The sequence below is a fragment of the Shimazuella sp. NTD247 genome, from assembly GCF_059510415.1.
This window is the reverse complement of record NZ_JCAJZU010000001.1, coordinates 101,880-123,121: the sequence shown is the minus strand read 5'-3', so window position 1 is coordinate 123,121 and position 21,242 is coordinate 101,880. Positions and strand designations below refer to the sequence as shown.

Below are 21,242 nucleotides of genomic sequence, written 5' to 3'. Positions count from 1 at the left end.
GATTGGTTGATAAAAAGGATAGAGCTATTTAGATTTCACTAAAACTGATTGTATAATGTACCGTTGGGGAGCTGGACCAATCCAGTTAAACGGATAACACGTTGTAAGGGTTAAAATTTGCTTTCCTTTATGAGAAACGATAACGGTTCGGTCATCTTGATCTACTATCCACATTTTCACAATTTTATAAGTGAATACACCTGCACTTGTTTTCGTAATCAACTGGTCGCCAATTTTCAGTTTTCCCACACTTCGAAAAACCGTATCTCTGTGTCCACTTAAAACAGCATTATCCTTTTCACCTGGTAGCACACTTTGCGCATAGTGACCTACCCCTTTTTCCAGTTCATCTGGATCCGTACCCTCAATAATAGGCAGAATAGCGTTTAATCTGGGAATGATCAAATCACCAATATCATCACCAGTTTTCGGTCTTTTTGGGTATAGTATTTGTTTATCCACATTTGTATTGTTTTTTGCTTCTGCCATTACTTTATCAATATCTGCTTTATTGACCGATCCACCTATAAAAAGTTGAGGGACATATGTGAATAGGGTATACCCCATCATACACACTCCCACTATGATGAGTAAGAGTGACGTTTTTCTCATTTCTAATTATTCGCTTTTTTACGGATTACTAGACCAAGTGAAGCAAGAACTGCACCAATTACTCCAGCAAGTGGTAATGAAGAAGCTGTTTTTGGTAGTGCTCCACCATTTACAGTAGTTGGTTGATCATCATTTTTATCTGATACAGTGGTAGAAGTAGTTGTATTGGTTGGGGTATTATTTTGTGCTACTACAACTGGTGTTGGGTTATTTGTAACAGGTACATCTATACCGCCATTGTTTTCTGGTGTATCTACTCCACCATCGTTATGGTTTCCACCATTGGTGTTTCCACCGTCATTGGTGCTTCCACCATTGGTATTTCCACCGTCATTGGTGCTTCCACCATTGGTGTTTCCGCCGTTATCAGTGCTTCCACCATTGGTGTTTCCGCCGTTATCGGTGCTTCCACCATTGGTGTTTCCGCCGTTATCAGTGCTTCCACCGTTATCGGTGCTTCCACCATTGGTGTTTCCGCCGTTATCAGTGCTTCCACCGTTATCGGTGCTTCCGCCGTTATCGGTGCTTCCACCGTTATCGGTGCTTCCGCCGTTATCGGTGCTTCCGCCGTTATCGGTGCTTCCACCGTTATCGGTGCTTCCGCCGTTATCGGTGCTTCCACCGTTATCGGTGCTTCCACCGTTATCGGTGCTTCCACCGTTATCGGTGCTTCCACCGTTATCGGTGCTTCCACCGTTATCGGAGCCTCCACCATTATGGTTTCCGCCATTATCGGAACCTCCACCATTATGGTTTCCGCCGTTGTTTCCACCATTTGCACCGTCTGGTGGCTCTGGATCGTCAATGCCTCCATCCGTATTTGGCAAATGAGCATGAATTTTAATTTTTGCATCTAGATCAACAAGGCTTTGTTTTTCAGCTGCCAAAGCAACTGGACTTAGAGCAAAAACGGACAATCCAAGAACAAAAAAGCCTGTAGCTACTTTGCTTCTCTTCAAAAATATCAACCTTTCCTATTGCTCTAATCCCTTTTTCAACCATAAATGTATAAAATAATTCTGTCTATCTGTCTCTTTTCATCTTAGTATTCAGTCAAATAAGTGTCAATGAAATAATCAATGTTTAATAAATTTGTTATAAGTTATAACTTTTTCAGCTATAGGGTAGATATGCTTTCTTCTAAATCTTAGGTATTTTAAGGTAAGCAGATATATAACTGTCATATTTAAATTGCAATTTTAAGAAGGAGCTGTTCGTTTTTCTATTTGGAAAACTATGCTTATTTTGTTTTCTTTTTCTTTTTTAAAATAAACAATCTAATCCATAAAATAAAAAGAACCCATCAAAATAGGGTTCTTTTTATTTTAATCACTTTACAATTTCAATAATACTTTCAATCGAAACTTCTTGGGATTCTCCAGTACGTCTTGATTTTACTTCTACAATATTCTCCGATGCTTTTGAACCAACAACAATGCGAGTAGGGATTCCGATAAGATCTGCATCTTTAAATTTCACACCAGCTCGTTCTGGACGGTCATCGAACAGTACTTCTACTCCAACTTGTAATAAATCTCTGTAGATTTTCTCAGCTGATTCGCGTTGTGTCTCATCTTTCATATTCACAGCAATTAAATGAACGGCAAATGGCGAAATAGATTCTGGCCAGATAATTCCTGCTTCGTCATGGTGTTGTTCGACAACAGCAGAGAGCGTTCGCGAAATTCCTATACCATAACAACCCATGATATAGGATTGCTCTCTTCCATTTGCATCCAAAAAAGTACCTCTCATTGCATCACTATACTTTGTTCCGAGTTTGAAGATATGTCCAACTTCCACACCTTTTTGGAAACGGATAGGTTCTCCGCAGCGAGGGCATTTATCCCCTTCTTCAATCGTACGAAGATCAGCAAAGTTGTCGACTTCAAAATCTCGACCTAAAACAGCATGTAAATAATGATAGTCATCTTCGTTTGCACCAATTTGCCACTCGGAAAGGGAGCCTAATGCTTGATCAGCTAATATGGTGATTTTCTGTTTCACACCTACAGGACCAAGAGAACCTGGACTTGCTCCTGTTACTTTACGAATCGTGGCATCATCAGCCATATAACAAGTGCTTGCTTCCATCACATTTTTTACTTTGATTTCATTTACTTCGTGATCTCCACGAACCAATACCATCACTGGTTGATCATCAACAATAAATAGTAACGTTTTTACTAATGAGTTTGGAGCCACGTCTAGATGTTTGGCTAATTGATCAATGGTTTTGATGTTAGGTGTATAGATTTTTTCTAACTCTGGTGCTTGTTCTTTATTTGCTGTATCAGTCTCATCGAGTATAATCTCAGCCATTTCGATATTCGCAGAATAATCACAGGAAGTGCAAATAGCAATTTTATCTTCACCCGCATCGGAAAACACCATAAACTCGTGGGTTCCTTTACCTCCAATTGAGCCAGAATCCGCTTCTACTGCACCAAACTCTAATCCGCATCTTGTGAAAATATTGACATATGCCTGATACATATCTTTGTAAGTATCATCGAGGGATTCACGATCAGCATGAAACGAATAAGCATCTTTCATGATAAACTCTCTACCTCGAAGAAGTCCGAATCTTGGGCGTTTTTCATCGCGAAACTTTGTTTGAATTTGATAGAGAGTCATTGGCAGTTTCTTATATGTGTTGACTTCTTTTCGCAGCAAATCAGTAATCGTTTCCTCATGTGTCGGTCCTAAAATAAAATCACGCTCATGGCGATCTTTTAGTTTTACTAGTTCAGGACCATACGCATTATAACGACCTGATTCTTGCCATAGTTCTGCAGGATTTAATGCTGGCATCAATAATTCTTGGGATCCTATACGATCCATTTCTTCGCGTACGATAGTGGAAATTTTGTGTAACACGCGCTGAGCTAATGGTAAGTAGTTGTAAACCCCTGCCGCAACTTGGCGTATATATCCTGCCCGCAACAAGAGCTGATGACTTATCATCTCAGCTTCTGCAACACTCCTCAATGTAGGGATAAGTGCTGTTTTCTGTCTCAAAATCCTTCCTCATTTCTAGGTGAAAAATATTTTTACAATATCGTTATATGTTACAAAAATCATGAGCATCATTAACATAGCAAATCCAACAAAATGGACAAGGCTTTCTTTATTTGGATTGATCGGTTTCCCGCGTATTCCTTCTAGAATTATAAATACTAGTCTGCTTCCGTCAAGAGCAGGGATAGGAAGTAAGTTAAATATCCCTAGATTTAGGCTCAATAAAGCTGTCCACTTGATTAGGGCAACAAACCCGGCATCCGCAGCTTTTCCTGTTAAGTAACCCATTTGCGCCGGGCCACCTAAACTTTTCACAGATATTTGACCAGTTACAAGGCTACGAAAACCATCAAGAATAACGACTGACCAATTATATGTCTGCTTAAATCCTTCATTTACTGTTTCTCCAATTGTTGCTTTACGCATCATTTGTCTTTGATCAAACATCGTACCGATGATATACACTTCACCTTGTTTTTGCGGAGCGATATTAACATTTATTTGTTGATTGCCGCGTTTGATGACAAATGGAACTGGTTTTCCTTTTGAATTAACGAGTTCTACTCGGAGCATATCAATGGTATTTACTCGTTTTCCATTCACCGACTGAATTAAGTCACCTTTTTTTAATCCTGCTTTTTCTGCTGGAGAATTTTTTGTGACTGTATTGATAGGGAGTTTTGCTTCCACTCCAATGACAGCAGTATAAACTCCAAACAAAATAATGGTGAGAACAATATTAAAAATTGGACCAGCTAATATAGTCAGGGCTTTCTGCCATACTGTTTTAGAACCGAACTGCCGATCAAATGGTGCGATCTGCATTTCATTTTTCTTTGTAAGGTGAATAAAAGCTTCTCGATGGAGAGAATACCGAATTTGGTTATTCGTTTCTGTTAAAACAGTAACAAATAACTCTTTCTCTGTATCCAGTTCTACTAATGTACCTAGTACCAAATTCTCTTGGTCTTTTGGCGGGTACAACCAAATATCTGTTACCAAATCATTGGAAACACCTAAATATATTTTTGATTCCGGTTTGATATCAATAATCTCTGGGTCTTCTCCAGCCATTCGAACAAATCCGCCAAGAGGTAGTAACCTTACAGCATAAAGTGTCTCTCCTTTTCTCTTGGAAAAGACAACAGGACCAAACCCAATAGCGAATTCACGAACTAAAATCCCAGCTCTTTTTGCAAACAGAAAATGACCTAGTTCGTGCACAAAAACCAAAACACTCAATACGATAACAAACGTAATTACAGTCTGCAAAACGTGCACCAACATCACCACCTATAAGGTTATTTGTCGAGCAAATTCACGTGCCCACTGATCGGCGTTTTGGATATCTTCTAACTGTGGATTATTTACAACTGTATGCTTTGAGATTGTTTTCTCTATCATAGCTTCTATTCCCAAAAAAGGAATAGTTTTTTGTAAAAATCTTTCTACTGCAACTTCATTCGCAGCATTTAGAACAGTAGGCAGCGTACCTCCTGTTTTCCCTGCTTCAAAAGCCATGGCTAAACAAGGAAATCTTGTGAGATCAGGCTCGCGGAATGTTAATTGACTCATTTCACTCAATGACAGAGACGGCATTGAGAGAGGCAATCGTTTTGGATAAGATAACGCATATTGTATTGGTACTTTCATATCTGGAGTTCCCAATTGTGCCATCACAGCTCCATCCTGAAATTCTACCATAGAGTGAATGATACTTTGAGGGTGGACTAGAACTTCAATTTGATCATAAGGAACTGCGAATAACCAATGTGCTTCCATCACTTCTAAGCCTTTATTCATCATAGTAGCTGTATCAATGGTCACTTTTGCTCCCATTGCCCAGTTTGGATGCTTCAATGCCATCTCTGGTGTTGCTGTTGCTAATTCTTTTCTTGTAAAATCACGAAAAGCTCCACCAGAAGCTGTTAGTATTAATTTTCTAATATCTTCTTTTCTTTCCCCATTTAAACATTGAAAAATAGCAGAGTGTTCGCTATCTATCGGTAAAATATCAACATTTTTTTGTTTTGCTTTATCCATTACTAAATGTCCAGCAGTAACCAGTGTTTCTTTGTTCGCTAATCCAATTCGCTTTCCAGCTTCAATCGCTGCTAAAGTAGGTTCCAACCCTCTACTTCCAACAAGTGATGAAACTACATAAGTAGCATCCTGATGAGCAGCAACTTCTAGCAAACCTTTTTCTCCCCATACTACTTTGATATCATCAGATACTTCTTTTGTTACCTGCTCAGCGAGTTGTTTGGTAGACATAGAAATAATTTTCGGACGGAAAGTATTCGCTTGTATAATCATCTCTTTTACATTATTGCCAGCAGCTAACCCGATTACTGAAAATTGCTCTGGATGTTGTTTCACTACATCTAAAGTGCTTGTGCCAATTGATCCAGTTGAGCCCAATATAGAAATTTTCTCTAACATCTAGGTTCTCCTCTTCATCCGATAAAAAACTCTCTCCGCTAAAATGAACCAATAAATATTTGTAGAACTAGAAAAGTAAAAATCAAGCTATCAAATCGATCCAAGACCCCTCCATGACCTGGAAGTATTTTACCAGAGTCTTTGGTGCCAGTGGTACGCTTTATGGCTGATTCCACTAAATCTCCTAATTGCCCAAGAATAGATATCGCTAAACCTAAGCCGATTGCATAAAAGAAAGACCAGATATCTGGAAAGAAATAACCAAAAACACCGCTTATAATCAAACCGAGCAGTACTCCCCCAATAGAGCCTTCTATTGTTTTATTTGGACTGATAGAAGGCCATAACTTTCTCTTACCAAAATTTTTTCCAGTAAAATAAGCTCCAGTATCATTTGCCCAAATAATCAGAAGTACAAAAAGTGACCATAAAAATCCATTTGGTTGCCAAATAAAAGCAATCATATATGAAAACCCTAAACCTATGTATACTGTACCAATGAATAAGTGCGCCATTTGATAAATATCAAATTTGTTACGAGAAAAGACCAAAATAGAGAGAAATAAAACCAGCCCTAAAATTAGCACATTTGAATATGTTAACAGAGAGAAAGAAGCCAATCCAAACTGTGTTTTTAATCTAGCTACAAACATTAACCAAACAATGATTAAGCCTAGTATCACTTGTGGCTGTCTATATGTAAGAGCAAAAAGACGACAGTATTCCAAAAAACATATTGTTGCCAATATCCAGATGAACAAGGAATACCACCAAGAGCCCAGCCATAAGAATAGCAAAAAGAAAATCGCTCCTAGTACTCCTGAAATGATGCGCACTTTCATAATTGCTGACAGGATAACTACCTGGTGTTGAAGAAAAGTTTTTTACTCCTCCATCCTCTCCTGTCTTACCTCCCTTAAAGGAATTGCGAAAAACAGCTAGTAATTCGTATACAAGTAAAATGTATAAATGTTTGTTGATTATCTTGTATGACCTGCTTTAAAGAGAGCCATACCTTCTTGATCTTTGTTGATATTCACCAATAGCTTGTAAAAACATATTTTTTGTAAAATCAGGCCAGAGTGCTTCTGTAAACCATAGTTCACTATATGCGATTTGCCACAATAGAAAATTGGATATACGAATCTCACCGCTGGAACGAATAACCAAATCTGGATCTGGTAATCCTTTGGTTAGGAGCTTTTCGCTAATTGTTTGTTCAGAAATATCCTCTTTTCTAATATTTCCCATTTGGACATCATCTATAATTTGTTTTACAGAAGAGATTATCTCATCTCTAGAACCATAATTGATGGCAAAATTAAGAATCATACCAGTATTTTGTTTTGTTTTTTCCTCAAATTCTTCTAAAGCTCTTTGGGTTATTGTAGGAGTTTGACTCTTTTCCCCAAGCATTTGGACTTTTACATTTCGATCTACTAATTCTTGTAAATCTGTTTTCAAAAATTCCACAGGTAACTTCATCAAATACTCTACTTCTTCTTTCGGTCTTTTCCAATTTTCAGTCGAAAAAGAATAGAAAGTAAGTACTTCAATCCCAAGATCATTTGCTGCTCTTATCGTTTCTCTAACTCGTCTCATACCAGCAGCATGTCCAGCTGTCCTTGGTAAACCGCGTTTCTTCGCCCATCTTCCATTTCCATCTGTAATAATTGCAACATGCTTAGGCAGTGCTTGTTTATCGATTAGAAATGGAGCCCCATCATCATCTTGACTATTCGCAAATAAGCGCTTTATTCCTAACACCATATATATACCTCCACCACGGGTGATTACTATGTGGATCGGAACGGTGTAGTCGAAAACCCCCTCAAACATGAAGGAGTTTTCCGATACACACCATTAGATTTCCATTATTTCTTTTTCTTTGTCAGAAACTACTCTATCAATGTCTTTAATAAATTGATCCGTTACTTTCTGTATATCATCTTGACCACGACGTGAAATATCTTCTGTCACTTCTCCATTTTTTTCCAATTTTTTCAATTCATCATTTGCATCTCTGCGAACATTCCGAATTGCTACTTTGGCTTCTTCACCCATTTTTTTTGCTACTTTCACTAATTCCGCACGTCGTTCTTCTGTCAAAGCGGGAATAGTAATGCGAATAGAAGCACCATCACTAGTCGGAGTAAGTCCTAGTTCCGATTTTAGAATGGATTTTTCGATAAGAGCCACAGCAGTTTTATCCCAAGGTTGAATGTAGAGTGTTCTAGGATCTGGAGTACTTATATTGGCAAGTTGGTTAATCGGAGTTGGGCTACCATAATAATCTACTGCTACTTTATCTAATAGAGCAGGATTTGCGCGGCCTGCACGCAGTGACATTAAATCACGTTTTAATACTTGGACAGCCTTGTCCATTTTACTTTGTGTAGATGACTTCACTTCATTAATCATTGTGGTTCCCCCTTACAACAGTTCCTATGTACTCTCCCATTAATACACGACGAATATTTCCTTCTGTCGTTATGTTAAATACTATGAGTGGAATATTGTTATCCATGCATAAGGAAGATGCAGTAGAGTCCATAACAGCTAATCCTTTATTTAATACTTCTAAAAATGTAAGTGTGTCATACTTCTCTGCATTTGGATCGATGCGTGGATCTGTGTTATAAACACCATCTACATTATTTTTCGCCATCAGAATGACTTCAGCCTCTATTTCAGCAGCTCGAAGTGCGGCAGTCGTATCCGTTGAAAAATAAGGATTCCCATTACCAGCAGCAAAAATAACGACACGTCCCTTTTCTAAATGACGGATAGCCCGGCGACGAATGTATGGTTCTGCAATCTGTCTCATTTCAATCGAACTTTGAACTCTTGTTGCCACATCCATTGATTCTAATGAATCTTGCAGTGCTAAAGAATTCATCACCGTCGCTAACATGCCCATATAATCGGCTGTTGCACGATCCATACCACGTTTTGTACCTGCAATACCTCTCCATATATTCCCACCACCAACTACGATTGCAACTTCGACTCCTAGCTGGATGATCTCTTTGATTTGGCGCGATATAGAGGTGAGTACAGCTGAATCAATTCCATAACCTTGCTGACCAGCAAGTGCTTCTCCACTTAGTTTTAAAACAACTCGTTTATATTTGGGAGTGCTCATACGATCCCCACATTTCTGTCAGTAGTTGAAAAAGGGGATACACGAAATGTGCTCCCCATATCGCTTTAACCTTTGTTTACCTGAGACATTACTTCTTCGACAAAGTTGTCTTCGCGTTTTTCAATACCTTCGCCCAATTCATAACGAACAAAACGACGTATCGTGATATTTTCTCCTATACGAGCAATTTGCTCTTTTACCAGTTGATCAATCGTTTTTTCGTTATCTTTGACAAAAACTTGATCCAATAAGCAAACCTCTTTGAAATGTTTTACCAGACGGCCTTCAACCATTTTATCAACGATATTAGCTGGTTTTCCTTCTTGTAGGGCTTGTTGTTTTAAAATTTCACGCTCTTTTTCAACTTCTTCTTCAGGTACTTCTTCCCGACGAACAAATTTTGGATTCATTGCAGCAATTTGCATGGCAATATCTTTTACAAAGGAAGTAAATTCATCTGTTTTTGCAACAAAATCGGTTTCACAGTTTACTTCAACTAATACACCAATACGACCGCCAGCGTGGATATAGGATTCTACTACCCCTTCTGCTGCGACACGATCTGCTTTCTTAGAAGCTCCTGCAATTCCTTTTTCACGAAGATATTCTATTGCTTTCTCCATGTCACCATTTGTTTCTGTAAGCGCTTTTTTACAATCCATCATCCCAGCGCCTGTTTTTTGCCGTAATTCTTTTACCATTGATGCAGAAATTGCCATCTATTGCCACTACCTTTCACTCTTATCAATTTGAAAAAGGAAACACTGTTTATTTTTACTAAGAACTTCTAACAAAAAAGGGTGGATGTACCACCCTACGCAAATAAAACTTACGAAGCTGAACTTTGTTGTTCGCCTTGTCTTCCTTCAATAATCGCATCAGCGATTTTAGCAGTAAACAGACGTACAGCGCGGATAGCATCATCATTACCAGGAATCACATAATCTACTTCATCTGGATCACAGTTCGTATCTACAATAGAGATGATTGGTATGTTTAATTTACGTGCTTCTGCAACAGCAATCCGTTCTTTTCTAGGATCAATAATAAAGATTGCATCAGGAAGTTTCTTCATATGTTTAATGCCGCCAAGGAATTTCTCCAAGCGAGCTTGTTCTTTTTTCAAGAGAACGACTTCTTTTTTCGGAAGCACTTCGAAAGTACCGTCTTCTTCCATGCGTTCTAATTCATGAAGACGTTGGATACGTTTTTGGATGGTTCCAAAGTTAGTCAATGTTCCACCCAACCAACGATGATTTACAAAAAACATATCGGAACGAATTGCTTCATCTTTTACAGCTTCTTGTGCTTGTTTTTTGGTTCCAACGAAAAGCACATTTCCACCGTCACGAGATAAGTCACGTACAAATTGGTATGCTTGCTCCATCATTTTCACTGTTTTTTGAAGATCAATGATGTAGATACCATTACGTTCCGTAAAAATAAAACGACTCATTTTTGGGTTCCAACGGCGTGTTTGATGACCGAAGTGAACACCTGCTTCTAATAGTTGTTTCATGGATACAACTGCCATGAATTCAGCCTCCTTATGGTTTTTAGCCTCCGCCAAGGTTCATCGAGAATCAGCAACCAAAACATTCTTGGCACCACTGCTCACTCCTTTGGCGTGTGTGTTTTACACCAATGTCGAATATATCATAGAAAGGGAATTGCTTGCAAGATTTATGTTTGAAGATTAATGTAAGTTATTTGGATTTGGAGCTCTTTGTGCTAATTCTTCTTTATCCAGTAATAAGTTACCTAAGTAAGACATTGCATGGGTATGACCAGCGTCACAAGCTTTTTCTAACCAAGCAATTCCTTCTGCTTCGTTATATGGAAGCGTAAATCCTTCCACTAATCTCCACCCTAATTGGTACATGGATTCTGCACTACCAGCTTCGGAAGCTTTTTTTAGCCAATATTCTCCAAGTTCCTGATTATAAGGAAAACCACTTGCATCTAGGTAACGCCAGCCTAAGCTATCCATTGCATCTAAATTGCCGCCCTCTGCAGCTCTTGTTAACAATGTTTCTGCTTCAGATAAATCTCCATTTGACAAGGTTCCTTTTAAAATAGCCCAAGCTAAAGAGCACATTGCATAAGTATTCCCTTTGCTAGCGGCTTCGCGAAGCAAACGCTCTCCTTCTGCAATGTTTTGCGTTATACCTTTTCCATCCAAAAGTCTCCAGCCAAGTGCACTTAATGCAGGATCGTAGTTAAGGGAAATTGCTTTCTTTAACCACATTTCACCTTCTTGCTCATTATGAGGTAATCCTGCTGCATCGAGTAAACGCCAGCCCAAATTGTGCATTGCCTTTACATTTCCTCTTTCCGCTGATTGACGTAATAGTTTTTCCCCTTTAGACATTGCACGATTACTCAATTGTGGTTGTGCACTCATATTTGATTGATCGCTCATGTATCTACAACTCCTTTGTATGCATTGTTACAACAAATATTATTATCACAAATAACGAAAAAATGGTAGATTAATAGATGAAAATGATAGAAAATAGTTATCTTTCTACAATCTTAATTCATTTCAAAAAATGTACTTTCCGTAAAATTTGATACATGACAAAATGAACTATGTAGTAATAAAATAAATGTATATGATTTTAAAATTGAATATTTTTAGAAAAGGGAGACAAGATCTAACTTGAAAACAATGAAACTCGTTACCACCATTTTGTTATGTTTTGGCTTCATTGTCCTCATCACTTTTTCCAGTACATCTACAAATGCTGCCACCAAAAAGAAAGTGAACATTCCAAAAAATAACTGGAAAATCACAGGTACTGTCCAGGGAACTGGAGATGTAAGTAAAAAGTTTACCATTCGCCCTAGTAATCAAAAAACTTTAAAAATGGGAGAAGATATGAAATTCGAGATCAACTCTACGGACAGTAATCTCATTTACAATCTGCAAATCCCAGTAAAAAAGGGAATCGAAAGCGCTGAACTATTTCGCTATCAAACAACTGGAGAAGAAGAGGCAGGTTATTTTAAAGTAGAAAACCAGTCTTATGATGCAAAAAATAACCAAATCATTGCTAGTGTTGCAGGTGGAGGTACTTTTATCGTTACAACAAACGAGAGAGTAGAAATGAATTCCGAATCCTCTCAAAAATCGAAACCGAAAATATCAGCAAAAATTGCTAGTAATCCACCTGCCATTTTTTATATACCACACCAAGATGATGAAACATTATCCATGGGTGTAGCTATTACACAACATCTCGATGCTGGCAGAGAAGTCATTTGTGTCCTTTACACAGGTGGCAATGGATCAATAGCCCAAACGATACTCAATGGACAAGCCTCCTCCAGTTGGTGGGGCGGAACCCATAATCCTACAACGGAAGGATACGGACAAATTAGCGATAGTCGTTTTAGCCAAGCTCGTACAAATGAATTAAAATCAGCCTTGATGCAGCTCGGGGTAAAACCTGAGAACATCATTATCGATGATTTAGCAGCAGATGGAACGCTGACTTTAGATGAATTGAAACAATTGATTCAATCCTATGAAACAAAATATCCTGGTGCGAGCCACAAAGCAATGTCAAATCATGATAGTTCCCTATCTCATTCAATCAGTGGACAAGCACTTGTTGACTTATATAATCAAGGAATTATATCGGATGCTCGGTTGTACGTTTCCCGAAATGATTTTACAAATCTGACAATGGGGACGATAGTAACCCCAAATGCTTCCCAAGCATTTCGGATCAAAAAAGCTGCTTATGTTTATCAGTCGTGGAATCCATCTGTTGATTCATTTGCAATTGGATATCATAGTGTTTCCCCTCAATTTAATTCGATGTTAGCAAATATCCAAAATAGGCAGCATACACCTGCACAATAAAACAAAAACAAGAAGCCATTTTCTATACCTGGCTTCTTATAACATTGCGAACGAGAAAACCCACGGTTTAAATCGTGGGATGAAAGCGAGCGTTGAACGAGGGTAAGGAATTTTCCTTCACTAGTTCAACCTTTGGAAAAAGCAGGTTTACAAACAAACATTCCCATGGTAATATATGTATAGTTGTGACAGACGAAAACCAAGTTTGCTCGCGGCAAAGAAGAAAACAACAAACATAAACCGTGGGGCACACGGGGTTAGCTTGGTAATGAAATAGTCATGAGGCTATCGTCCCAAGAATCCAACGGCTTTAGCCGTATGGAGTTGTCAATGCTATATTACATACAAACATACAGCCATGTCTTCTCCTCTTCAAAAGCAGTAAAGCTTAGTCGGCGAGGGCAATCAGTCACTCTGCATGATACTCGCAGAAACAATCAGATTGTGCTCAAACTCACACATTTGTACTAAAAAATATCTAGGCTAATTCATTAGGAGAAAATTCTCGACCCTAGACAGGGGAAATTCACTGTACACAATCGAAAACATTCGTTAAAAAATGAGAGAACTAGCTTTTGATTAAGGCTAATTCTCTCATTTTTTAACTTGCTAAACGAAAAGCCAGTCTTTTATGAAACTGGCTCCTACGAAAACACATTATAAAATATACTGGCTTAAATCTCGATCAGAGACAATGCTGCCCAATCGACCATTGACATATTCAGGAGTAACTTTAATCTCTTCCAACGTAATATCAGGAGCTTCGAATGATAACTCTTCTAATAACCGCTCCAATATCGTATGCAATCGTCTAGCACCAATATTTTCCGTGTCACTGTTTACACGTGCAGCCAGACTGGCAATTTCACGGATCGCTTCATCGGTAAAAATGACTTTGATACCTTCCGTTTCCAAAAGAGCAGTGTACTGCTTTAAAAGCGCATTTTTCGGTTCGGTAAGAATACGGACAAAATCATCTGTCGTTAAATCCTTTAATTCCACACGAATGGGGAAGCGCCCTTGCAGTTCTGGTATTAAATCAGAAGGTTTTGCCACATGAAACGCACCTGCTGCGATAAATAAAATATGATCCGTTTTAATGGAGCCATATTTGGTGACAACGGTAGATCCTTCTACTATGGGAAGTATGTCTCGCTGTACTCCTTCTCGTGAAACATCTGGACCATGGTGATCTTTCCCAGCAATCTTATCAATCTCATCTAAAAAGATAATACCGGTCTGCTCTACTCTTTCCAATGCTTCCTGGGTCACTTGATCCATATCGATCAATTTCTGGCCTTCTTCTTGAATTAAAATTTCTCTTGCTTCTTTTACTGGTAAACGGCGCTTTTTCTTTTTCTTCGGCATGATGTTGCTGAACATTTCTTGCATGTTCATCCCCATTTGATCCCCACCCATACCAGCAAACATATCAAACATCGAACCCATTTGTTCTTCGATTTCCAGTTCTACCAATTGATCTTCTAATTCACCGTTTTTTAGTAGTTGAGCCATTTTATTCCGTTCTAAACGAATGGTAGCATTTTCTTCTTTTGTTGGTTCTTCTTTTGGTTGATTGGATTGAAATAACATTTCAAATGGATTTTTAAATGAATTAGACTGCTTTTTTTCAGGAACCAAAAGTTCTACAAGTCGCTCATCAGCCAATATCTTCGCCTGTTCGGTTACTTTGGATAATTTTTCACTTTTCACCATTCGTATTGCCGTTTCCGTCAGATCACGAATCATTGATTCGACATCACGGCCAACATATCCAACCTCGGTAAATTTTGTTGCTTCCAGTTTTACAAAAGGAGCACCAACCAATTTTGCAAGTCTCCGTGCAATCTCTGTTTTCCCTACTCCTGTAGGACCAACCATCAAAATATTTTTTGGAACGACTTCTTCTCTTAAATCTGCAGGCAGTAAACTACGGCGGTACCGATTACGTAAAGCAATAGCGACAGCACGTTTTGCTTGATCTTGCCCCACAATATGTTTGTTTAATTCCGTAACAATTTCTCTCGGAGTTAACATGAATTACGCCTCCTCAACGATGATACGATCATTGGTAAACACACATACTTCACTTGCAATAGTTAAAGATGCTTTAGCGATTTCTTTGGCTGAGAGGTTGGAAGCATGTCGTTTTAAAGCACGGCCAGCTGATAAGGCATAGCTTCCTCCTGATCCGATCGCTAATACATCATCATCCGGTTCAATGACTTCCCCATTCCCTGAGACCAATAACAATTGTTCTTTGTTTAACACAATCAGCATGGCTTCTAATGACTTTAACATCTTATCCGTACGCCATTCTTTTGCTAATTCTACTGCTGCTCGTGTAAGAGACCCTTGATATTCTTCAAGTTTCCCCTCAAACTTTTCAAACAAAGTGATAGCATCGGCTACAGACCCTGCAAATCCAGCTAATACTTGCCCACGATAAAGACGACGAATTTTTTTGGCGCCGTGCTTCATAATCATCTGATTGCCAAATGTTACTTGACCATCTCCTGCTATTGCGGCTTTCCCATTATGGCGAATTGCAAAAATCGTAGTTGCATGAAATTGTTCCATTCTTATTCCTTCCTCCTAACCGATTTAAAATGCAGCGTGATTTGTTTGAGCATCCCATTGTTTTATTGCTTTCTCCAACTCTGTGAGTGCTCGATTCGCATATTGTTCTGCCCGTTCCCGTTTACCCCTCATTGGATTATCCAGTGGAGCAAAAAGTCCAAAATTAGCATTCATTGGTTGGAAGTGTTTACTATCGGTTGTTGTTATGTAATGTGCAAGACTACCCATTGCAGTTGTTGGAGGAAGAGTTACCGTTTCCACTCCATTTGCTAAATTCGCTGCATTGATTCCAGCTAATATCCCAGCAGCTGCTGATTCAACATAACCCTCTACCCCTGTAATTTGACCAGCAAAAAACAGATCTTCTCTGCCGCGAAATTGATACGTCGGATGAAGCAGCTTTGGTGAATTTAAAAAAGTATTGCGGTGCATTACACCATAACGAACGATTTCAGCATTCTCTAATCCTGGAATTAATTGCAATACTTCTTTTTGTGGTCCCCATTTGAGATGTGTCTGAAAACCCACGAGATTAAATAATGTTCCAGCACTGTTATCTTGACGCAATTGAACAACGGCAAAAGGACGTTTTCCTGTACGTGGATCAATTAATCCAACTGGTTTCATCGGTCCAAACAGAAGTGTTTTTTCCCCTCTTTTTGCCATCACTTCGATTGGCATGCAGCCTTCAAAGTAAATTTCTTTTTCAAATTCTTTCAAAGGTGCTGCCTCTGCTGAGATGAGAGCATCATAAAAACGTTTAAATTCTTCTTCATTCATTGGACAATTTAAATATGCTGCTTCACCTTTGTCATAACGAGACTGAAGAAATACTTTATCCATATCAATGCTTTCTTTTTCAACAATCGGAGCTGCTGCATCATAAAAATACAAATATTCTTCACCTGTAAGGGACTGAAGCTTCTCAGATAATTGTGGAGAGGTAAGAGGACCTGTAGCTACAACTGTAATCCCCTCTGGCAACTGAGTTACCTCTTCTTTGATTACTTCTATGTTGGGATGCTTGGATAAAGTACGAGTAATTGTTTCCGAAAACGCCTCTCGATCAACAGCGAGTGCTCCCCCTGCAGGAACAGCGTGGAGATCTGCACTCTTCATGATCAAGGACGATAACATTCTCATCTCTTCTTTTAATATTCCAACTGCATTGGTAAGTCCTGCAGCACGTAAAGAGTTGCTACAGACTAATTCAGCAAACTGATCACCCCGATGTGCAGGTGTCTTTCGTACTGGTCGCATTTCAATTAATTTTACGGCAACCCCGCGTGTTGCGATCTGCCAGGCAGCTTCACTTCCAGCAAGACCAGCACCAATAACAGTAACGCTCTTCATGTTTAGTTTTTCTCCTCTTCGTAATCGCATTTGGTGCATACAATAAATATCTCTTTCTTTCTCTTTTTCTCAACTAACATACTGTTACACTTAGGACACGGACGCGGTACAGGTTTATCCCAAGAAACAAAATCACACTCCGGATAGCGATTGCAACCATAAAACAATCGATTTTTTTTACTTTTTCGCTCTACTACTTCACCTTCATGACAAACAGGACAGGTAACACCAGTGGATTTTACAATCGCTTTTGTATTACGACAATCAGGGAAACCAGAACAAGCCAAAAACTTTCCAAAACGACCGTGTTTATACACCATTACTCTGCCGCATTTTTCACAGATTTCATCGGATTCTTCGTCTGCAATCTCTACTTCTGCCATTTCTTCTTCCGCTGTAGATAAACGATCTCGGAATGGTTCATAAAATTGGGCAAGTAATTTTACCCAATCGATCTGTCCTTCCTCTACTTGATCTAAATCTTCTTCCATATGTGCAGTAAAAGTGACATCTAAAATCTCAGGGAAAAATTCCTCCATCATGGATAATACTATTTCTCCAAGCTCTGATGGAACAAATCGCTTATCTTCCATTAAAACATAGCCACGTTTTTGAATCGTATCTAACGTCGGAGCATACGTGCTTGGTCTACCAATTCCTTTTTCTTCTAATGTTTTCACTAATCGTGCCTCTGTATATCGCGGAGGGGGCTGGGTGAAATGTTGTTTTGGATCGATCTTTTTCTTGGTAAGTGTTTGCTTCGGTTCCAAAGCAGGCAAAAACTTTTCATCATCCTGCTTCTTTTCATCTGTTCCCTCTATATATACCTTCATAAACCCTTGAAATTTAATTTTTGAACCGGTTGCACGAAAAGTAGCTGTACCTGCTTGAATATCTGCAGTAACAGCATCTAAAACTGCTGGAGCCATTTGACTGGCGACAAATCTTTCCCAGATCAGTTTATAAAGACGAAGTTGATCACGTTTTAAATACGGTTTCATCTCTGTAGGGGTTCGCAGTACAGAAGATGGACGAATCGCCTCGTGAGCATCTTGCGCATTTGCCTTTTTTACTGGGCTTTGCTTTCCTTTGGATACATATGTTTCCCCGAATGTTTGCTGTATATATTTTTCCGCTTCTTCTTTTGCTATATTGCTGATTCGGGTTGAATCAGTTCGCATATAGGTTATTAGCCCAACACTACCTGTTTTACCGAGCTCTATTCCTTCATATAACTGTTGTGCAATTGCCATTGTTTTTTGTGGTCGGAAATTTAATTTTCGTGCAGCTTCTTGTTGCAGGGTACTTGTAATAAAAGGTAAAGCGGGATTACGTTTTCGCTCTGAAAATCGGACATCAGATACAACAAATCGTTTTCCTTTTATCGCAGTTAATAAGGCCTGCACCTCTGATTCATTTTTTAACTCTGTTTTTTTATTTTGATACCCATAAAACTGCGCTTGGATCGTTTCTTTTCCTGTAGATAGATGAGCCGTAACCGTCCAATATTCTTCCGGCTTAAAGTTTCGTATTTCTTTCTCTCGATCAATTACTAATTTCACGGCAATAGACTGTACACGTCCTGCACTTAAACCTCTCTTAACTTTTTTCCATAACAATGGACTAATGCCGTAACCAACTAGACGATCAAGGATTCGTCGTGCTTGTTGTGCATTTACCAAATCCATGTTTATGGGGCGAGGCTGCTTAAATGCATCTTTCACTGCCTGCTTTGTAATCTCATGAAATACAACTCGACAGCTTTCGTTAGGATCGATATTTAAACTATTTGCTAAGTGCCATGCAATCGCTTCCCCTTCACGATCAGGGTCAGCTGCAAGAAAAACACGTTTCACACGCTTTTTTGCATCTTTTAATTGCTTCATGACATCGCCTTTGCCTCGAACAGTAATATATTTTGGTTGAAAGTTTTGATCCACATCTACTCCAAGTTGACTTTTTGGTAAATCCCGAACATGCCCCATAGATGCTTTGACGATAAATCCACGACCTAAGTATTTGCTAATTGTTTTTGCTTTTGCTGGGGACTCTACGATCACCAACGAATCGGCCATCGGTGACCCTCCTTCCTTGCCTTGCATTCATAACAGTTAACATACCAGACCAAACACCAGTTGTGCAATAGGTGATAAATATGTTAGCTAAATCTTTTTTATGTAAAACGCACCCGAAAGCTGCTCAATACAACCCTTTATTTCTAAAGATAGCAAAGAAGTATGTAAATCGCTAATGGTTAGTTTACCTGCTAATAACTCCATTAATACAGTGAGTTGTATTGAATCACTGGATAAATGATTGAGTATTTCTTGTTCATTGGAATTTAATGCAACTGCAGCAGCAGCTACTTCTTTTTGCGATTCTATTATGGATTCTGTACGCCAATCTGGCAACTCTTCCAAAATATCAGCAACAGACAAAACACATTTCGCACCCTGTTTAATTAAAGCAAGTGTCCCTTGGCTGCCTGGTGAATGTATCGATCCTGGAACCGCATAGACCTCTCTTCCTTGTTCCATACTAAACTCAGCTGTAATGAGTGAACCACTTCGTTCTGCTGCTTCTACGACAACCGTTCCAAAAGACAAACCACTTATAATTCGATTTCGTTGAGGAAATAACCCTGGATGACCAGGTGTGCCAGGAGGATATTCAGAAATGACAAGACCCCCGCGAATTAAATCGTGATAAAGTTTTTGATGATGTTTTGGAAAAATTTCATCAATCCCTGTCCCCAATACTGCAATTGTTTTTCCCCCTACTGATAATACACTCTGATGTGCAATCCCATCAATTCCAGCAGCCATTCCACTGACGATCGTCCATCCTGCTTGTGTAAGTTCTTTACTCAATTGTTCGGTGACCCTTCGTCCATAGGAACTCGCTTTTCTTGTTCCTACTATTGCAAGGCATTTCGAGGATAGAAGTGATTTATTTCCTAACAGGTACAGCACCCATGGAGCTTGTGGAAGTTCCCGTAGCAGAGCTGGGTAGTCTTCATCCAAGATGGTTACTGTATCAATCTGTTTTTTAGCTAACTCCTTCTTTACTTTTTCTATGTGGGAAGCAGACCAGTTCTTTCGGAGCGCTTGAGCTGTTTTATTTGGCAGTTTTGCAAGCATAGCCTCCGAAATTTTTTCTCCTTCCCAACCAACTGAAATCAAATGAGCAATAGTCGCCCATCCTACTCCTGTTAAATGATGAATCGCAATCAACGAATCTCGCAATGCACTTAAGCCCCCTCTTGAAAAACAAAAAAGGAACCTGATTCGGTTCCTTTTTGTGCTATTAGCTCTTTACGACAAATTCATCCAATAATCCTTTTGATTCCAATAAGTTTACCAATGTTTCTCCAATGACAGCTGGTGTCGATGCAACAGAAACACCACAACGCTCTAATGTAGCAATTTTCTCAGCAGCAGTACCTTTTCCGCCAGAGATAATTGCCCCAGCATGACCCATACGTTTTCCAGGAGGTGCTGTTTGACCGCCGATAAAGCCAACAACTGGCTTGGTCATATTTGTTTTGATCCACTCTGCTGCTTCTTCCTCTGCAGTACCACCAATTTCTCCGATCATGATAACCGCTTTGGTTTCTGGATCATTTTCAAAAGCTTCAAGTACATCGATGAAGTTCGTTCCATTGACTGGATCTCCACCGATCCCAACTGCAGTAGACTGTCCGATTCCACGTGTGCTAAGTTGATGTACAGCTTCATAAGTCAATGTACCGGAGCGAGATACAATTCCGACATGACCTTTTTTATGAATGTAGCCAGGCATGATCCCGATTTTGCACTCGTCTGGAGTAATAACGCCTGGGCAGTTTGGGCCAATCAAGCGGGTTTTCTTTCCTTCTAAGTAACGGCGAACTTTTACCATATCAAGTACTGGAATACCTTCAGTGATACACACAACAAGATCAAGTTCTGCATCAACTGCTTCCATAATCGCATCAGCTGCAAATGGAGCTGCTACATAAATGACGGATGCTGTCGCGCCAGTAGCTTCTACTGCATCGATCACTGTATTAAATACAGGAAGTCCTTCAACCGTTGTTCCACCTTTACCAGGTGTTACCCCACCAACTACTTGAGTTCCATACGCAAGAGCTTGTTGGGTATGAAACAAACCAACTGATCCAGTAATCCCTTGTGTGATTACTTTGGTATCTTTATTAACAAAAATACTCACCTTGCA

The 21,242-nt window shown here is 39.2% G+C and carries 19 protein-coding genes; 1 reads left to right on the top strand and 18 read right to left on the bottom strand.

Features of this window, described 5'->3' with window-relative positions; all coding sequences use genetic code 11:
- Positions 1-24: 24 nt before the first annotated feature.
- From srtD to AC5WOC_RS00540, 12 genes are all read right to left on the bottom strand, one after another.
- The gene (srtD, locus tag AC5WOC_RS00595) at positions 25-612 is read right to left on the bottom strand and encodes a class D sortase, LPxTATN-specific (RefSeq protein ID WP_496053471.1); all 588 of its coding nucleotides are present in this window, start codon (positions 610-612) and stop codon (positions 25-27) included.
- 2 nt (positions 613-614) lie between these two features.
- Positions 615-1,571, bottom strand: coding sequence for an LPXTG cell wall anchor domain-containing protein (locus tag AC5WOC_RS00590; RefSeq protein WP_496053470.1), 957 nt, complete (start codon positions 1,569-1,571; stop codon positions 615-617).
- Between the two features lie 370 nt (positions 1,572-1,941).
- A complete protein-coding gene (locus AC5WOC_RS00585; RefSeq protein ID WP_496053469.1) occupies positions 1,942-3,633 on the bottom strand; it encodes a proline--tRNA ligase in 1,692 nt (563 codons plus the stop codon).
- A 15-nt stretch (positions 3,634-3,648) separates the two neighbouring features.
- Positions 3,649-4,914: an RIP metalloprotease RseP gene (gene rseP / locus AC5WOC_RS00580; protein WP_496053468.1), complete on the bottom strand. Its 1,266-nt coding sequence runs from the start codon at positions 4,912-4,914 to the stop codon at positions 3,649-3,651.
- A 12-nt stretch (positions 4,915-4,926) separates the two neighbouring features.
- Positions 4,927-6,075: a 1-deoxy-D-xylulose-5-phosphate reductoisomerase gene (locus tag AC5WOC_RS00575; RefSeq protein ID WP_496053467.1), complete on the bottom strand. Its 1,149-nt coding sequence runs from the start codon at positions 6,073-6,075 to the stop codon at positions 4,927-4,929.
- Between the two features lie 38 nt (positions 6,076-6,113).
- Positions 6,114-6,917 (bottom strand): phosphatidate cytidylyltransferase, encoded by an 804-nt coding sequence (locus tag AC5WOC_RS00570; RefSeq protein ID WP_496053466.1) that lies wholly within the window; start codon positions 6,915-6,917, stop codon positions 6,114-6,116.
- 157 nt (positions 6,918-7,074) lie between these two features.
- Positions 7,075-7,845, bottom strand: a complete 771-nt coding sequence (uppS, locus tag AC5WOC_RS00565; protein WP_496053465.1) for an undecaprenyl pyrophosphate synthase — start codon at positions 7,843-7,845, stop codon at positions 7,075-7,077.
- 93 nt (positions 7,846-7,938) lie between these two features.
- The gene (frr, locus tag AC5WOC_RS00560; RefSeq protein ID WP_496053464.1) at positions 7,939-8,496 is read right to left on the bottom strand and encodes a ribosome recycling factor; all 558 of its coding nucleotides are present in this window, start codon (positions 8,494-8,496) and stop codon (positions 7,939-7,941) included.
- Positions 8,489-9,220 carry a UMP kinase gene (gene pyrH, locus AC5WOC_RS00555; RefSeq protein WP_496053463.1) on the bottom strand — a complete coding sequence of 244 codons (732 nt, stop codon included), beginning with the start codon at positions 9,218-9,220 and terminating at the stop codon, positions 8,489-8,491. The genes frr and pyrH overlap by 8 nt, the downstream gene beginning before the upstream one ends.
- A gap of 65 nt (positions 9,221-9,285) precedes the next feature.
- Positions 9,286-9,939, bottom strand: a complete 654-nt coding sequence (gene tsf, locus AC5WOC_RS00550) for a translation elongation factor Ts (protein ID WP_496053462.1) — start codon at positions 9,937-9,939, stop codon at positions 9,286-9,288.
- A 110-nt stretch (positions 9,940-10,049) separates the two neighbouring features.
- Positions 10,050-10,754 (bottom strand): 30S ribosomal protein S2, encoded by a 705-nt coding sequence (gene rpsB, locus AC5WOC_RS00545; RefSeq protein ID WP_496053461.1) that lies wholly within the window; start codon positions 10,752-10,754, stop codon positions 10,050-10,052.
- Between the two features lie 162 nt (positions 10,755-10,916).
- Positions 10,917-11,642, bottom strand: coding sequence for a tetratricopeptide repeat protein (locus AC5WOC_RS00540; protein WP_496053460.1), 726 nt, complete (start codon positions 11,640-11,642; stop codon positions 10,917-10,919).
- A gap of 249 nt (positions 11,643-11,891) precedes the next feature.
- On the opposite strand from AC5WOC_RS00540, the gene AC5WOC_RS00535 reads away from it, so the two are divergent.
- The gene (locus AC5WOC_RS00535; RefSeq protein ID WP_496054132.1) at positions 11,892-13,091 is read left to right on the top strand and encodes a PIG-L family deacetylase; all 1,200 of its coding nucleotides are present in this window, start codon (positions 11,892-11,894) and stop codon (positions 13,089-13,091) included.
- Positions 13,092-13,748: 657 nt separating this feature from the next.
- Here the strand turns inward: AC5WOC_RS00535 and hslU are convergent.
- The 6 genes from hslU to sucD all read right to left on the bottom strand — a co-directional run bounded on the left by hslU (position 13,749) and on the right by sucD (position 21,236).
- On the bottom strand, positions 13,749-15,128 hold the full coding sequence (gene hslU / locus AC5WOC_RS00530) for an ATP-dependent protease ATPase subunit HslU (RefSeq protein WP_496053459.1): 1,380 nt from the start codon (positions 15,126-15,128) through the stop codon (positions 13,749-13,751).
- A gap of 3 nt (positions 15,129-15,131) precedes the next feature.
- On the bottom strand, positions 15,132-15,671 hold the full coding sequence (hslV, locus tag AC5WOC_RS00525; RefSeq protein WP_496053458.1) for an ATP-dependent protease subunit HslV: 540 nt from the start codon (positions 15,669-15,671) through the stop codon (positions 15,132-15,134).
- A gap of 24 nt (positions 15,672-15,695) precedes the next feature.
- Positions 15,696-17,024, bottom strand: coding sequence for an FADH(2)-oxidizing methylenetetrahydrofolate--tRNA-(uracil(54)-C(5))-methyltransferase TrmFO (trmFO, locus tag AC5WOC_RS00520; protein ID WP_496053457.1), 1,329 nt, complete (start codon positions 17,022-17,024; stop codon positions 15,696-15,698).
- A 2-nt stretch (positions 17,025-17,026) separates the two neighbouring features.
- Positions 17,027-19,099, bottom strand: coding sequence for a type I DNA topoisomerase (gene topA / locus AC5WOC_RS00515; RefSeq protein ID WP_496053456.1), 2,073 nt, complete (start codon positions 19,097-19,099; stop codon positions 17,027-17,029).
- Between the two features lie 87 nt (positions 19,100-19,186).
- Entirely contained in the window at positions 19,187-20,269 is a 1,083-nt protein-coding gene (gene dprA / locus AC5WOC_RS00510; protein WP_496053455.1) for a DNA-processing protein DprA, read from the bottom strand.
- 61 nt (positions 20,270-20,330) lie between these two features.
- A complete protein-coding gene (gene sucD / locus AC5WOC_RS00505) occupies positions 20,331-21,236 on the bottom strand; it encodes a succinate--CoA ligase subunit alpha (protein ID WP_496053454.1) in 906 nt (301 codons plus the stop codon).
- Positions 21,237-21,242: the final 6 nt, after the last annotated feature.

Coding starts and splice junctions, on each gene's coding strand:
- srtD (WP_496053471.1), bottom strand. CDS start 612: ATGAGAAAAACGTCACTCTTACTCATCATAGTGGGAGTGTGTATGATG.
- AC5WOC_RS00575 (WP_496053467.1), bottom strand. CDS start 6,075: ATGTTAGAGAAAATTTCTATATTGGGCTCAACTGGATCAATTGGCACA.
- AC5WOC_RS00570 (WP_496053466.1), bottom strand. CDS start 6,917: ATGAAAGTGCGCATCATTTCAGGAGTACTAGGAGCGATTTTCTTTTTG.
- uppS (WP_496053465.1), bottom strand. CDS start 7,845: ATGGTGTTAGGAATAAAGCGCTTATTTGCGAATAGTCAAGATGATGAT.
- frr (WP_496053464.1), bottom strand. CDS start 8,496: ATGATTAATGAAGTGAAGTCATCTACACAAAGTAAAATGGACAAGGCT.
- pyrH (WP_496053463.1), bottom strand. CDS start 9,220: ATGAGCACTCCCAAATATAAACGAGTTGTTTTAAAACTAAGTGGAGAA.
- tsf (WP_496053462.1), bottom strand. CDS start 9,939: ATGGCAATTTCTGCATCAATGGTAAAAGAATTACGGCAAAAAACAGGC.
- rpsB (WP_496053461.1), bottom strand. CDS start 10,754: ATGGCAGTTGTATCCATGAAACAACTATTAGAAGCAGGTGTTCACTTC.
- AC5WOC_RS00540 (WP_496053460.1), bottom strand. CDS start 11,642: ATGAGCGATCAATCAAATATGAGTGCACAACCACAATTGAGTAATCGT.
- AC5WOC_RS00535 (WP_496054132.1), top strand. CDS start 11,892: ATGAAACTCGTTACCACCATTTTGTTATGTTTTGGCTTCATTGTCCTC.
- hslU (WP_496053459.1), bottom strand. CDS start 15,128: ATGTTAACTCCGAGAGAAATTGTTACGGAATTAAACAAACATATTGTG.
- hslV (WP_496053458.1), bottom strand. CDS start 15,671: ATGGAACAATTTCATGCAACTACGATTTTTGCAATTCGCCATAATGGG.
- trmFO (WP_496053457.1), bottom strand. CDS start 17,024: ATGAAGAGCGTTACTGTTATTGGTGCTGGTCTTGCTGGAAGTGAAGCT.
- topA (WP_496053456.1), bottom strand. CDS start 19,099: ATGGCCGATTCGTTGGTGATCGTAGAGTCCCCAGCAAAAGCAAAAACA.